14 protein-coding genes are annotated in these 14,527 nt (G+C 41.4%); 5 read left to right on the forward strand and 9 right to left on the reverse strand.

What is annotated here, in order from left to right; all coding sequences use genetic code 11:
• Window positions 1–54 precede the first annotated feature (54 nt).
• The 5 genes from J4N46_RS04410 to J4N46_RS04430 are packed head-to-tail and all read left to right on the forward strand — an operon-like array spanning window position 55 to window position 3,537.
• Window positions 55–531, forward strand: a complete 477-nt coding sequence (locus J4N46_RS04410) for a regulatory protein RecX (RefSeq protein WP_009416247.1) — start codon at window positions 55–57, stop codon at window positions 529–531.
• Window positions 532–537: 6 nt separating this feature from the next.
• Window positions 538–1,494, forward strand: coding sequence for a bile acid:sodium symporter family protein (locus J4N46_RS04415; RefSeq protein WP_208058308.1), 957 nt, complete (start codon window positions 538–540; stop codon window positions 1,492–1,494).
• A 34-nt stretch (window positions 1,495–1,528) separates the two neighbouring features.
• Complete coding sequence (gene radC, locus J4N46_RS04420) at window positions 1,529–2,212, forward strand: RadC family protein (protein ID WP_208058309.1); 684 nt, start codon at window positions 1,529–1,531, stop codon at window positions 2,210–2,212.
• Between the two features lie 12 nt (window positions 2,213–2,224).
• Window positions 2,225–2,983 carry a threonine/serine exporter family protein gene (locus J4N46_RS04425; protein WP_208058310.1) on the forward strand — a complete coding sequence of 253 codons (759 nt, stop codon included), beginning with the start codon at window positions 2,225–2,227 and terminating at the stop codon, window positions 2,981–2,983.
• Window positions 2,980–3,537, forward strand: a complete 558-nt coding sequence (locus J4N46_RS04430) for a threonine/serine exporter family protein (RefSeq protein ID WP_208058311.1) — start codon at window positions 2,980–2,982, stop codon at window positions 3,535–3,537. Before J4N46_RS04425 ends, J4N46_RS04430 begins: the two co-directional genes overlap by 4 nt.
• On the opposite strand, the gene J4N46_RS04435 is transcribed toward J4N46_RS04430, so the two are convergent.
• From J4N46_RS04435 to J4N46_RS04475, 9 genes are all read right to left on the reverse strand, one after another.
• Entirely contained in the window at window positions 3,534–4,592 is a 1,059-nt protein-coding gene (locus J4N46_RS04435; RefSeq protein ID WP_208058312.1) for an NAD(P)/FAD-dependent oxidoreductase, read from the reverse strand. The genes J4N46_RS04430 and J4N46_RS04435 overlap by 4 nt on opposite strands.
• Window position 4,593: 1 nt before the next feature.
• A complete protein-coding gene (ribD, locus tag J4N46_RS04440; RefSeq protein WP_208058313.1) occupies window positions 4,594–5,649 on the reverse strand; it encodes a bifunctional diaminohydroxyphosphoribosylaminopyrimidine deaminase/5-amino-6-(5-phosphoribosylamino)uracil reductase RibD in 1,056 nt (351 codons plus the stop codon).
• A 2-nt stretch (window positions 5,650–5,651) separates the two neighbouring features.
• Window positions 5,652–6,611, reverse strand: coding sequence for a ribonucleotide-diphosphate reductase subunit beta (locus J4N46_RS04445; protein ID WP_009416254.1), 960 nt, complete (start codon window positions 6,609–6,611; stop codon window positions 5,652–5,654).
• A gap of 121 nt (window positions 6,612–6,732) precedes the next feature.
• On the reverse strand, window positions 6,733–6,969 hold the full coding sequence (locus tag J4N46_RS04450; RefSeq protein ID WP_208058314.1) for a hypothetical protein: 237 nt from the start codon (window positions 6,967–6,969) through the stop codon (window positions 6,733–6,735).
• A 42-nt stretch (window positions 6,970–7,011) separates the two neighbouring features.
• Complete coding sequence (locus tag J4N46_RS04455; RefSeq protein ID WP_009416256.1) at window positions 7,012–8,220, reverse strand: glycoside hydrolase family 57 protein; 1,209 nt, start codon at window positions 8,218–8,220, stop codon at window positions 7,012–7,014.
• The gene (locus J4N46_RS04460; RefSeq protein WP_208058315.1) at window positions 8,217–9,521 is read right to left on the reverse strand and encodes a glycosyltransferase family 4 protein; all 1,305 of its coding nucleotides are present in this window, start codon (window positions 9,519–9,521) and stop codon (window positions 8,217–8,219) included. The genes J4N46_RS04455 and J4N46_RS04460 overlap by 4 nt, the downstream gene beginning before the upstream one ends.
• Before the next feature lie 34 nt (window positions 9,522–9,555).
• Complete coding sequence (locus J4N46_RS04465; RefSeq protein WP_208058316.1) at window positions 9,556–11,511, reverse strand: glycogen debranching enzyme N-terminal domain-containing protein; 1,956 nt, start codon at window positions 11,509–11,511, stop codon at window positions 9,556–9,558.
• An 87-nt stretch (window positions 11,512–11,598) separates the two neighbouring features.
• A complete protein-coding gene (locus J4N46_RS04470; protein ID WP_208058317.1) occupies window positions 11,599–13,563 on the reverse strand; it encodes an alpha-amylase family glycosyl hydrolase in 1,965 nt (654 codons plus the stop codon).
• A 276-nt stretch (window positions 13,564–13,839) separates the two neighbouring features.
• The gene (locus J4N46_RS04475) at window positions 13,840–14,502 is read right to left on the reverse strand and encodes a carbonic anhydrase (protein ID WP_208058318.1); all 663 of its coding nucleotides are present in this window, start codon (window positions 14,500–14,502) and stop codon (window positions 13,840–13,842) included.
• Window positions 14,503–14,527 lie beyond the last annotated feature (25 nt).

The raw sequence follows: 14,527 nt of genomic DNA on the forward strand, positions 1-14,527 counted from the left end.
TTATCAGAAAGAAGCTATCTTTGTAGGTAGCTTCTTTTTGTACTTAAATATTTTATGGATAAAGAACATAAGGTATATAGTGTTGAAGAAGCAAAACGGCGCTTAGAGCGTTATTGTGCTTATCAGGAGCGGTCGCATAGGCAAGTGAAGGAAAAGTTGCGAGAGATGGGAATGATTCCGCTGGCTATTGATGAAATTATTGTGCATCTTATCACGCATAATTTCCTGAATGAAGAACGATTTGCACGAAGTTATGCTCGCGGAAAGTTTAGGATAAAAAAATGGGGGCGCTATAAAATTACACAAGGACTAAAACAACACGGACTGAGTGATTATATTATTGAAGCTGGGCTTGAGGAGATTGATGAGGAGGAATATATGGAGGTGTTTGAGGCTGTAGCTGAAAAAAAATATAATGCCATAAATGAGCGCAATGTATATAAAGCGAAGGCTAAACTGGCTAACTATTTATTGTATAGAGGTTGGGAGCCTGAACTCGTATATGAAAAAGTAGAAGAATACTACGATTAAAATACTATGAAAAATGCTTTTTTGTGGCTTTTGCTACTGATGGTTTTTTTTGGTTGGCTTATCCCTTATCGTGAGGATTACAATGCTTATTTTGATTTGGGGGCTTTTATAGACTGGGGGATAGTGATTATCTTCTTGCTGTATGGGCTTAAACTGAACCTTACTGAGGTACTAAAGGATATTAGAAATTGGCGCTTACACGTATTGGTACAGGTGGCTACTTTTGTGATATTTCCTTTGTTGGTATTACCATTTTACAAGTTGGCTGAAGGTAGTGATTTATATGTGTTATGGCTTTCTATTTACTTTTTGGCTTGCTTGCCTTCTACGGTGTCGTCTTCGGTGGTGATGGTTTCGATAGCGCGTGGTAATGTGCCTTCGGCAATTTTTAATGCTTCGGTTTCGGGGCTTATAGGTATCTTGGCTACGCCTTTGCTGATGCGTCCTTTTATGGAGGGGGGTAGTAGTAATGAGGTTGACCAGATGGCAATTGTACAGCAGTTGCTACTAAAGGTACTTTTGCCTATTGTGCTTGGGCTGCTGTTAAACCCTCTTTGCAAAAAACTTATTGCTAAATATGGAAAGCTCATTGGCAAATTTGACAGGCTTATTATTTTGCTGATTGTGTATGAGAGTTTTTCGTTAGCCTTTGTGAATAAGGTTTTTAGTAGTGTGCCTTTGGTAATGTTTGTTGTGATAGCTATAGCTGTGGTAGGACTTTTCTTTATTGTGTATTACCTGCTACAGTGGGTTTGCGCAAAACTGAGCTTTAATCGTGAGGACACAATCACTACTACTTTTTGCGGTTCTAAGAAATCACTGGTACACGGTAGCTTGTTTATGATGGTACTGGGTGTGCCTGATGACAATAAGGTATTGTTTTTGCTGCCTATAATGCTTTATCATAGCTTTCAGCTGTTTTATGTTAGCTTTTTAGCAAATAAGCTGGGAACAAAAGCATAACTGATAACTATTTAACCACTAAAAACTGAAAATTATGAATATTAAAGATTGGGCTGATGATGATAAGCCTCGTGAGAAGCTAATGGTACGTGGTAAAGGGGCTCTCAGTGATGCGGAGCTTTTGGCGATATTGCTGGGGTCGGGTACCACTAATGAGAGTGCGGTGGCACTGAGTAGGCGTATATTGGCTTCGGTAGATAATCGTTTGACGTTGTTGGGAAAGCAATCTCTACAACAATTGCAGCAGTTTAAAGGTATTGGTCAGGCAAAGGCTATTACTATTTTGGCGGCTGCTGAATTGGGTAGGCGTTGTAGTGCTGAAAGTCCTGAGCCTTTGCCTAAAATAGGAAGCTCTTCGGCAGTATTTAGGCTGATGCAACCTCTAATAGGGGATTTGCCTCACGAGGAGTTTTGGGTGCTTTATATGAATAGTGCAAATAAGGTAGTTCATAAAGCTCCTCTTTTTAAAGGTGGAATTGATGAAACTATTGTAGATATACGTTTGCTTTTTAAGATTGCATTGGAATGGTGTGCTGTACAGATTATATTGGTGCATAATCATCCTTCGGGCAATACAACCCCCAGCCGACAGGACTTTGAACTTACTGAAAAGGTGGGGAAAGCGGGTAAAACACTTGATGTGAAACTTATAGACCACGTAATTATTACAGAAAAAGATTACTATAGCTTTATGGATAGTGGTGTTATTATTTATTAAAAAGAAATTACAATGAGAGATATTGTACGTGCAGCTAAATTATTTGCTGAGATTAATGAATTATTGATATCTAGTGGTGCTAACACACGGCGTGTGGAGCGCAATGTAGAGCGTATATCGAACGCATTGAACTATCATTGTGAGAATTTTTATTCGCATTCGGCTATCGTACTCACTGTTACAGATAAGGCTACTAAAGAAAAGGAAACTATAGTGCGTACTATATCGCATCACGGGGTGAATTTTAGTGCTATTTCGGATATTAGTATTCTTTCGTGGGAGACTATAGAAAAGGGATTGCCCATAGAGGAAATAGAGGAGCAAGTAGAGACTATTAAAGCTAAACCGCACTATAATCGTTATTTGATGTGGTTTTTTGTGTCGGTAGCCGGTGGAGCGCTTGCTTATGTATTTGGTCAGCAGCAAGCAAGCTATGGTGAGTTTGCGCTTTCGTTTATAGCTACTTTAGTAGGGCTATGGGGGCGATACTTACTGCAACTTAAGAAATTTAACGTGTATATATGCTGGGCGTGGGCTGCTTTTGTGTCGGTATCAGTAATTAGTGTATTTAAGCATTTGGGGGTAGAAACGTATCATAATGCATTGGCAGCTTGTGTGTTGTGGTTGGTGCCTGGTGTGCCGCTTATCAATGGTTTTATAGATTTGCTTTCGGGAATTGTAGTATCGGGACTGGCTAAACTTACGCACGCTGCGATGCTGGTATTTATGATTTCAGTAGGTTTTTATTTAGCATTACATTTGTGGTTATGAATTTTCTTGATGTATTTATAGGTTTATCGGAGCGTATTTTTTGGTCGATGTGGATATCTATAGGCTTTGCTCTTTTGTTTAACACACCGCGCCGTGCTCTTTGGATTACGGGGGTATTAGGTGGTGTAGGCTGGGGGATAAAGTTTGTACTTTTGGCAACGCTTATGCCCGAACAGATTGTTACTACTTCTTTTTTGGGGGCTTGTGCAGTGGGCTTGCTTGCAGTGTATTTTGCTCATAGGGTGCATACTCCTCCTATTGTATTTACCATTCCTGCGGTTATCAATATGATACCTGGTAAATACGGCTACGAGTTTATGATGAATACTATCAAAATAGTTACGATAAAAACCCCACAGGAGGAAACCCTTACCCTTATCTATGAAACGATAAAATTGGGCTTGCAAACAGGCTTTATAACGATGTGTTTGGCTTTTGGGGTAATTACTCCTCTACTGCTATTCAATACTTATTCGGTAAAAGGAAAGGATTTGAATGCTTTTATCAAGAAGAGATTGCTAAATAAGAACAAGGACAAAAACAATAGCTATTAGAGGTATTTTTTTAGTCGTTTGGTAAATCTATTTACATTCATTTCTTGGGGAATATCAATCTTTTGGAACATTGCATTATATAGAACTTGGGCACATAAGGGGGCGTTGAGCACTCCGCGTGTGCCTAAGCCATTTAATATCCATAGCGGGGTGTGTATTGGGTGCTGCCCCACCAAGGGGCGTCTATCAGCTACCGTAGGGCGTATGCCTGCCTGATGACTAACAACTTCATAATCGCAGCATATCATCTTTTCTAGTTTCTCAATAAGAGCCGTACGACCCGCTTCGGTTATACATTCTGTAAGGTCTTCGGGGTCGTAGGTTGCCCCAACAGTATAAAGGTCGTTACCCAGCGGAATGATAACGCCATCGCTTTTTAGGATATTGTTAAGCTTCAAATCAGGTGCGGAAAAAGTAAGCGTTTCACCTTTGCAAGGGCGCATAGGCACATTTTTAAAGTAAGGATTATTAGCAACACCACAGCCTTCGCAAAATACTATATTGCGAGCTTCTACACCTTTATAAACTACATATTCTTCGCAAAATTGCAATAGTTCATAATCAAATGTTTGCTCATAATATATCCCTTGTTTTTGCCATTGAGCGAGTGCGTTATCAAGATATAGTTTTATATCCAATCTTCCCGTATGTAGTACCTCGCCAAGTCCAAAAGGCGCTGGTATTGCACTATTCCCCGATGACAATATACACCCTCCTAAATAGTGCTGTAGTACAAGATTATCGGCAGCGGCAAACCAATTGTTTTGTTCTTCTACCGAAGCAAATTTGCGCCATACAGGCAATGCTTTTCTGAACGATAAGCCAGCTGCTTTTTCTGTTTCCGTATAAAAACTGTCGGCTACCGAACTCACCTCATCGGCGCGCCATATGGGGGTAAAGCGCTTCAGCACCACAGGGTTATATACCCCTCCTGCAATTCTACTCGTAGGCTGAGAGTGGTCGGAAATTATACAAAAAGTTTTTTTGTTTTTCTCAAGAAAATGACCCAAAGTAACCCCTGCTAATCCAGCCCCAATGATAATACAATCGTACATTTCACCCTCTTTGTTTGTTGTTTTTATAAATCTGATAATAACTTGTAGCCCCCTCTTTTTTTATGCCTTCTGAAAAATAAGGTGCTTTTACCCCCTCTTTAAGTACAGTTTTGCCCGTAGCTATATAAGCCTCATCCCATAGTCCGTTTTTAATAAACTCCTGCAAGGTATAGCTGCCCCCCTCTACTATCAAACTTTGTATCTGTTTTTGGTAGAGCACCTTGCACAGCTGCGGTAAAACATCTGCCGAGAAATCTATCAAAGCTACTTCGGTATTTTTAAGCTCTTTTTCAGCTATAAAAGTACAATGTTGTTTGTCAGCCAAAAACAATGTAGGTTGCGAGTCATTCCATACTTTGAAGTTTTTAGGGCTACGCAAGTAAGGGTCTATAATCACGCGCAACGGATTATGTCCATACCACTCACGAGTGTCCAATGAAGGATTATCAGCAATTACCGTATTCACCCCCACCAAGATAGCCTGTTCACGACTGCGCATCAGGTGAGCGTATTGTCGTGCTTCAGCGCAGCTAATCCAGTGAGGAGCAACTTCATCTTTGTGAGCGGGTGCTATAAAGCCATCACTACTCTGTGCCCATTTCAAAAATATATAAGGGCGTTGCTTGTTGTGATAGGTAAAAAAACGCTTATTTAGTTCCAAGCATTCTGCTTCGCATACACCTACAGTTACAGCTATCCCTGCCGCCCTCAATTGGTCAATACCCTTGCCCGCAACAGCCGCAAAAGGATCAGTAGTACCAATCACCACACGCCCAATGCGATGCTTAATGATAAGCTCCGTACAAGGCGGCGTTTTTCCGTAGTGGCAACAAGGCTCTAAATTCACATATAGCGTACTATAAGGCAGCAAGTTTTTTTCTTTTACCGAAGCTATGGCGCGCACCTCAGCGTGTCCCTCGCCAGAACGCTGATGCCATCCCTCGCCTATAATCCTACCCTCATAAACAACAACACTACCTACCAAAGGGTTGGGGTAGGTAGTGCCTAAACCATTATATGCTAATTCAATACATCTATTTATAAAAGCTTCATCCATAATTAGAAAAGATCGTTTTCGCTGATGCTCTTATCGTGTTTAGTATAAGCTGTAGGTCGTTTTGCAAAAAAATCATCCAGTTCATTACTAAAAACCTCCTCTTCAAACCAAAGCATCGGTTTAGCCTCATCAGCACTGATGTTAAAAGGCTTGCCCAATCCCAACTGGGTAAGCGAATCATCTAAGCGGTAACGCATATAGTTTGACAAGTCCTTTTTGCTAAAGAAATCCAACTCCCCTTGTTCAAAAATCCAATCAAGCATCTTATCTTCCAACAAAATGTAGTTCCTGATAAACTCTGTAGCATCTTTTTCTGCCTTAGCCTTCATTTCTGGCTTTTCTTCAAAAATCTTTTTCAGTATATAAATACCCGCATTAGCGTGAAGTTGCTCATCTATCGATGTCCAAGCAATAATATTCGCTACATTCTTCAAATACCCCTTGAAACGCGTAAATGACAATATAGTAGCAAACTGACTGAAAAGTGAAGCGTTTTCTATGATAAGCGTAAAGAATAAAATACGCTCCATAGCATTCTCGCGGTTTTTAGCAAGATACTCCTTCAGCACCCCACTGCGTTCTTTAAATACAGGCACTTCTAATAAGTTCTCAAACTCATTGTTGTAGCCCAATACCTCCAACAAGCGCGCATAAGCCTCGCTATGGCGAAATTCACATTCAGCAAAAGTAGCCCCCAAACCATTAAATTCTGGCTTTGGGAACAAATCGTAAAGATCTCCCCAAAATGTCTTTACCGATACCTCTACCTGAGCAATACCCAATAAAGCTCGCTTTACCGCTTCCTGCTCACTAAAACTAAGATTCGACTTAAAGTCCTGAATGTCGGCAGTAAATTCCACCTCCGAGTGCACCCAAAACGACTGGTGCATAGCGTTTACAAACTCCATAACCTCTGGATATTCAAAGGGTTTGTAGTTCTCTCGCTTGTCAAAAATACCCATAGTAATTATTATTTTTTTGTTTTTCTTGAGGTGCAAAGATAAGAAAGTATTACCAAAAAAGTACTGCTAACGAAAAGAAAAATCGTTAGCAGTCCCCACTTTTAATCCTTCCTACTTGATATTAAGGCAAATAGATCTGATTGTTCATTAGCCCCTCCTCATCCTTATTATGAGGCTGCTTCTTTTCCATTGTTTTCGCATACAGAAACTCCTCACTGCTCAAGTGAGTCTTATTTCTCTCTGTCGCATTATTACGGGTGTCCAAAGCGCTACCCACTCCAGACATTTCTCCCACATCATCCAAGACAATCTCCTCACGGAGATTCTCTTTCACAAGTTTTTGATTCTCTAATTTCATTTTGTCTGTTTTTTTTAATTATTAAATACGTTATTAAGTTCCTTATTTCGAGGCTTCCTTATAATGCTTTACCCTATCAATAAAATCGCTCAATACGTTCATATAATTGATAAAAGCCTCATAAGGAGAGTCATACGGAAGTACATACTTATGGTAATCAGCCCCCGAAAATAGTTTCGTACGCATAAAGTAAAAATGTTCACTTGCTTGCAACCTACTATAATCGTCTATCAAGTCCGCATCCTTCAATTTCCTCACCAAAGGCTGAACTTTAAAAAGCTCACTAAAAGCCTCTTTTTGCAATTCGTTACCCATCCACGAAGTAATATCACGCTCCTCATCAGTCCACGATATAGGGTAAGGAACAGGCAAAATATCTTTCGCAGGATATTTCTTCGCTACCTCTTTAGGTAATAAAAACTGATAATTAGCACTATCTTCCATTATATGCGCTATAAAATAACGCAAAAATTCAAATATACCACTCTCTTTGCGTTGGTAATGCCCTATTACCTCGTAGTTCATAAACAAGTTCAGCACATCAGTCTCCTTCAAGCTCTCCGATACCCAATGCGCATATTTTTCCGAAGTAAGAGGATATTCACTCCAATTTTTATCCGAAAAACGAATCGCTATATCATCACTCAATTTACTATTCTTAAGCAGCAAGCTCAAGCTGTCGTCTATTGCGTTTTTATATACAAAATTCGGACTCTTCCACCCAAGTACGTGTTTTGCACCATCAGTAAGCATAGTCTTAAAGCCCAATTTCGCCACACGCTCACCTATCTTATCCGAGTATATAAGCGATGTATTTCTGAAGGTAACAGGTTTCTTCCCAAAGAGTTGTTTTATAGCCGTAGCGTGGCGCTTTACTTGTTGTTCAAACTCATCAGTATCTTCCGATAATGAAGCCAATGAATGCGAATACGTCTCAGCCAAAAACTCTACATTACCCGTGTCTGCCAATTCCTTAAAGCTGCGCAACACCTCTGGAGTATGCATCTCAAATTGGTCTATTGCCGAGCCCGAAATCGAAAAAGCTACTTTAAACTTCCCTTCATATTTCTTTATCAGCTCTAGCAGCAACCCATTAGCTGGCAAATAACAATTCTCAGCAAGATCTTCAAGCTCAGAACGATTCATATAGTTGTCAAAGTAATTATGTTTCTTACCTATATCAAAAAATTGATACTTTCTAAGACGTTCAGGATGGTGAATTTGAAAATAAATGCAAATCGACTTTTTCATAGTTCTTCTTTTTGTGTGATTGATTGATAAATTTGTTTAAGTTTCAGTGAGGCATTTTCCCATTTAAGTTCATTCACTTCGTTATAACCCTCACGTTGCATATGATTAGATAAGGCAGGATAAGTCAGTACCCCATAAATAGCGTCAGCAAGCGCATCTATATCCCAATAATCCACTTTTATTGCGTGATCCAATACCTCCGCTACCCCCGATTGTTTCGATATAATAGTAGGAACCCCCGAGCGCATAGCCTCCAATGGCGATATCCCAAAAGGCTCCGATACCGATGGCATCACATACACATCGCTATATCTAAACATTCGTTGCACATCATTTCCGCGCAAAAAGCCCGTAAAGTGAAACCTCGTGCCCAAGCCCAATTGTGCCACACGGCGCACCAAAGGGTTCATCTTTTCACCGCTACCAGCCATCACAAAGCGCACATTAGGCACGCGTTTTAGTACTTTCGCAGCAGCTTCCACAAAGTATTCAGGACCCTTTTGCAAGGTAATACGTCCCAAGAAAGTTACTATCTTATCCTTAATGCCGCGCTCCTCTTTTTCCTCTGTATCAGTCTTAAAGTCCACCGCATTGTGCACTGTGATCACCTTTTCAGGAGCAATGCCATATTTTTCTATTACTATATTACGAGTCCAGTTACTTACCGTTACCACCACATCGGCAGCCTCCATACCCCGCTTTTCAATATCGTATACCAAAGTGTTGCGGTTATATTCGCCACCGCGGTCATATTCAGTAGCGTGCACGTGCACTATCAGCGGTTTGCCCGATAGCTGTTTAGCAATCATCCCTGCGCTATAAGTCAGCCAATCGTGAGCGTGAATCACATCAAAATCGTAATTCTTAGCCACAGTACCCGCCACCAAAGCATAGCGGTATACTTCTTCCATCAGGTTCGCTCCGTATTTACCCGAAAACTGAAACTTGTTGTGGTACGATATGCGTTCCCTGTTTTCACCCGCTTTTAGGTAAGCATCACGCTCACGCGCAAAAGTCTCTGGGTCAAGATAAGGCACCAAGTTAGAGCCTATCTCCATAAAGTTGATATGTTTCCAAAAATCCTCAATCTTCTCGGTATTTTGTAGCATCTCCACATCACTCGCATTGATAATTTTCGCCGCGCTCGCATCTTCATCACCACTGGCTTTTGGCATTACAAATAGTACTTCTACATCATTTTTGGCAAGACCTTGGGCTATCCCCAAGCACGCCGTGCCAAGACCACCACTGATGTGTGGCGGAAATTCCCACCCAAACATTAATACTCTCACATTCTTCATATAATTAACAGTTTTAAACTATTACTAAAACTCATTATTTTTCCCCTTTTGCTTTTTCCAATAGCCACTCGCAGCGCAATATTTCAGCCACATTCTTCGCCTTCGATATGCATCCCCGCGATTGGAAAGGTGGGTTACCATCGTAAATCGCCGAAATACAACTCACTCCGTGTGCGTTCAGCTCATCTTCAAAGTCCTCCAAAATAACATCAGCATCCGCTATATAAGCCTTGCCGTATAGTTTCAAGCTCGCCTCTATGTAAAAACTAATAAGCCAAGGGTGTGCAGCACCATTAAAGGTAGCCTTATCTCGCGCAATCACATTGCCCACACTCTCGCTTTCATAACGCGGGTGGTTAGGCGACAAGCTGCGCAACCCACGTGGCGTAAGCAATTCCTGCTTAATGATAGTCAGTACCTTGTGTTGTCTCTTTTCGTTTAGGGGCGAATAGTCTAGCGCACAAGCAAATAATTGGTTAGGGCGCACATCCGTATTTTGGTAAGTAAAGTTCGCATAGTCAGCAAGATAATCCTTGCCCTCTATCCAAAATACATTGTTAAAGCTATCAGCAATTTGTGCCCCTACGGTAGCCCATTCAGCCAAAAACGCCTTGTCTTTAGCCGCTTCAGCCATTGCTACAGCATAACATACAGCGTTGTACCACAGCGCATTCACCTCCACTACATAGCCATTGCGAGGCACAATAGCCCCGTAATTACCCTCAGCGTCAAACCAAGTTAGTGGGCGGGTAACATCATCTGTCCATAGCAAGCTATTGCTATCCATTCGCATCGTTTTGCGCGTACCCTTGCGGTAAGCCTCAAGTATAGCCTTTAGCACCTCACCATATTCCTTCCACAATTGTTTTTTGTTCTTGCCAGCCTCTTTTTCGTATTGCTGCAAAGTCCAGAAAAACCAAAGTGAAGTATCCGCATCAAATACAGGATTGCTCACGTGCGTGCTGATTTGTCGTGCAAAAAGCCCATTGTAAAAATATTTAAGAGCCGAAGTAATAACCTCACTGAAAATCTTATCCGTCTTCCCCGATAGCGCAATCCCTGGTAAAGCTATAAAAGTATCGCGAGTATTAAATTTATACCAGTGGTACCCCGCTTTGATGCGTGTTTCTCCCGCTTTATTTACTAAAAACTGCGAAGCACTATATCGCAAGCACTCTTCTGCCGTGTTGCGCTCTTGGCGTTCTTTTTGGTATTTCTCAAAATCTTTCGCCAATTTGCTACTATCAGCCTCTTCCAAGCTTGCCGAAAATACGATGCTTTCACCTTTTTTCAAGCTCATTTCAAAGTAGCCTACGCTTAGCAAATCCTCTTGGTAGTCATAACCACGCTCTTTTTCTTTGGTGTAATAAACATTGTAATTCCAATACGCCTGATTTACAAAATCTACCTTTTTACTCGTCTGTAAGTATAAGTGCGGAAGTGCAGCGTATAGTTTTACGCGTACCCCACCCTTTATCGCTTCAGTTTCAGTATTTGCCGCATCGTTAGCTTTGCTTAGCGAATGTATTTCTCTAAATGCCAACAGCGGGTTCAATCGCAATTTAGTAGCCGAATGCGCCTCCAATAGAGTGTACCGAATCAATACCTGCGGAGCGTGGTGCATCATTAGTATTTCTTTCTTTAGCAATACGCCCCCCACTTGGTAGGTTACCGTAAAAGCCTTTTCGTATGAAATATCTACTATATATTTATGCCCTCGTGGCTCATACACACCTTCATATTTATGCACCCCAAAGTTAAACTCTCTCCCGTGTTGTATAATAGTCTCGTCCAATGACGAAAGCATTACATAATTCTCACCCATAAAATTCTCAAGTGGCACTACTAGTAGCCCGTGATATTTACGCGTGTTACAAAACACAAGAGTTGAGGAACAATAACCCCCACCCCTATTCGTACCCAAAAACTCCTTGTTCAGTGAGTATTCAAGGTTGATAAGCTGGTCTTTTTTAAATGATAAATAACTCATAAATAGATACTTTAGTTATTGGTTCGTTTATTACATCTTCATTATATCCGTTCTTATAAAAATACCCCCCACGGCGAAGTTTCTTTTTTACTCCTGCCATTTCAACACCATTCCTACGCGTGAGGGGATATATATTGATATGAGATTTTTCCCTTCTTTATATTGTGTGAAATGTTCTGTATTTTCTTCCAATCGGTTCAAACCACCATAAGTAGGGTTATCGCTATTCAGGGCAATAGTATATTTTCCTGGGCGCACCTCAAATTGGTAGTCGCTATACGAGTTGCTACCGCTAAAGTTGAATACAAATAAGTACCCTCCTCGCTCAAAAGCCAATAGCTGCCGTTCAATATCTCGCACCAGCACCTGTGGCTCATAATTTAGCATACTCGTTTCTCTCACCAAGTGTATCATCGCCTTGTCAAAAGCATTCAAGTGCTTAAATTTCAAATCAGGATTATCTACAAGGCTCCACAAGCGCCTTGCGTGGCTATAGCTCCAGCCGTTACCCTCACGCGGAAAGTCTATCCACTCAGGGTGTCCCCATTCGTTGCCCATAAAAGTAAGGTAACCACCCCCACAAGTGCCTATCGTTACAAGGCGTATCATCTTGTGTAAGGCTATTGCCCGCTCTACGATAAGGCTCTGGTCAACCCCCCCCATTCCAGTGTATATTTCCTTGTCCGTCAGCCTAAAAAAGATAGTCTTATCACCCACTAAGGCTTGGTCGTGGCTTTCCGCATAGCTAATAGTCTTCTCTTCAGCCCGCTTGTTAGTCAGTTCGTAGTAAATATCTCCCACGTGCCATTGTTCATCAGGCACCTCTTTTAGTAATTTTATCCAATAGTCAGGAATGCCCATACTCATTTTGTAGTCAAAGCCCATTCCTTTAGTTCTTATAGGCGATGCCAAACCCGGCATACCACTCATCTCTTCAGCTATTGTAATCGCTTTCGGATAAATCTCGTGTATCAGTTGGTTCGCAAGTGTCAAATACACTATGGCATCATCATCTTCGTTGCCGTCATAGTAAAAACTATAATTGGTAAAAGCCTTCCCCAGTCCGTGGTCGTAGTACAGCATACTCGTTACCCCGTCAAATCTAAAACCATCAAATTGGTATTCTTCCAGCCAATATTTGCAGTTTGATAGCAAAAAGTTCAGCACTTGGGGTTTGCCGTAGTCAAAGCAGCGAGAGTCCCACGCAGGGTGATGTCCCCGTTCCCCACCGTGAAAGTACAAATAGTCCGTACCGTCAAATTTACTAAGCCCTTCAGCCTCGTTACTCACCGAGTGCGAGTGTACTAAATCAAGAATCACACAGATACCCAAGCCGTGAGCAGCATCTATCAGCTCCTTTAGTTCTTCAGGCGTACCAAATCGTGAGCTTACCGCAAAAAAGTTAGCCACTTGGTAGCCAAACGACCCGTAGTAGGGGTGTTCCTGTATCGCCATCAGCTGTATCGTATTGTAGCCCAAGGCAGCAATGCGGGGCAATACATACAACCTAAATTCTATAAATGTACTCACCCGTTGGTGTTCTGTGCTCATCCCTATGTGTGCTTCATATATTAGCGGATGTGCTTCAGGAATAGGGCGTTTATTCCGCCATTTGTAAGGGTAAGGCGGCAACCACACTTGCGCACTGAACACTTTTGTGTAATCATCTTGCACAGCACGAATAGTGTGTGAAGGAATACGCTCGGCAGCACCGCCGTCCCATTCCACTAACAGTTTGTACAATTGGTTGTGTTGTAGCACCTCTTTAGCAAGGCGCAATTCCCAGTCTTGAGAATTAAGTTTTTTAAAAGCGTAGTGATTATTTTTTTGCCAGTCATTGCCGTCAGTCAGAAGGTAAATGGCAGTGGCATTAGGAGCCCATTCGCGCAAAACCCATTCTCGCCCATCAAAATGCAACCCGTAGTACAAGTGCGAGTTGCAATTATCCGATAAGCACGCCGCATCTCCTTGCATTGTTTTCGCAACACTCTGGTAATGCGCATAGCGCCCGTCAATAATATGACGGTATGGGGTTAATAATGGGTCTTTCATAATCAGGTAATTTTGGGCTTAACGGAAAAGTCTACGTAAGTGGCTTTATGGTAAGTCAATTAAATTCGCCGTAAAATTAATATAATTTTTTGACATACACAAAACTTTTTTTCAAAAAAATATATTTAATTTTAACAATCCCTTATTTTTCAATGATTTCCAATATTAATTAGAAAGCAAGCAAATCAATAAATCCCCTATTTATTAATAAGACGATGAGCCAAATTTCACCAGCTCATCGTCTTATTTCATCATTTTAGTACAAAATCCCAACTTTTAAGACTTATATAACACCCATTCCTCGTCCGATAGGTTATATATCTTCTGTATTTTGCTCAAAATACCCTCAAAATCTATATGCAAGTCCTTCAGTTCGCCCGTTTTTATATCAAATACCCAGCCGTGCACCCGCACCGAGCGGTTTGCTAAGTAACTTTCCTGCACCACTGCCATTTTTATGATGTTTACACACTGTTCTTGCACGTTTAGTTCCACTAAGCGCCGATAACGTTCCTCGTTATCTGCAATAGCGTCCAATTCCTCTTGGTGTAGTCTATACACGTCTCGTATTGTCCGAAGCCAAGGGTTCAGCAGCCCGTAGTCTTTAGCCTGCATCGCCGCTTTCACGCCTCCACAACCGTAATGCCCACACACCACTATATGTTTCACCTTCAGGTGCAGCACCGCGTATTGTATCACGGCAGTCGAGTTCATATCCAACCCATTTATCACGTTCCCCACATTGCGATGCACAAAAGCATCACCAGGTTCCAAGCCCATCAACTCTTCCGCTGCCACCCTACTGTCCGAGCAGCCTATGTATAAATAGTCAGGATTGTGAGTGCGCGCCAATTTTTCAAAAAAATGTGGGTCTTCAGCCTTACGCCTGCGTATCCATTCCCGATTGTTCTCAAAAATTTTGTTATACGAAGAGGTCATAATTTTATAGTATTAAATTTTCACT

This window comes from Capnocytophaga bilenii (genome assembly GCF_017565765.1).
In the GTDB taxonomy this organism is placed as follows: Bacteria; Bacteroidota; Bacteroidia; order Flavobacteriales; family Flavobacteriaceae; genus Capnocytophaga; species Capnocytophaga bilenii.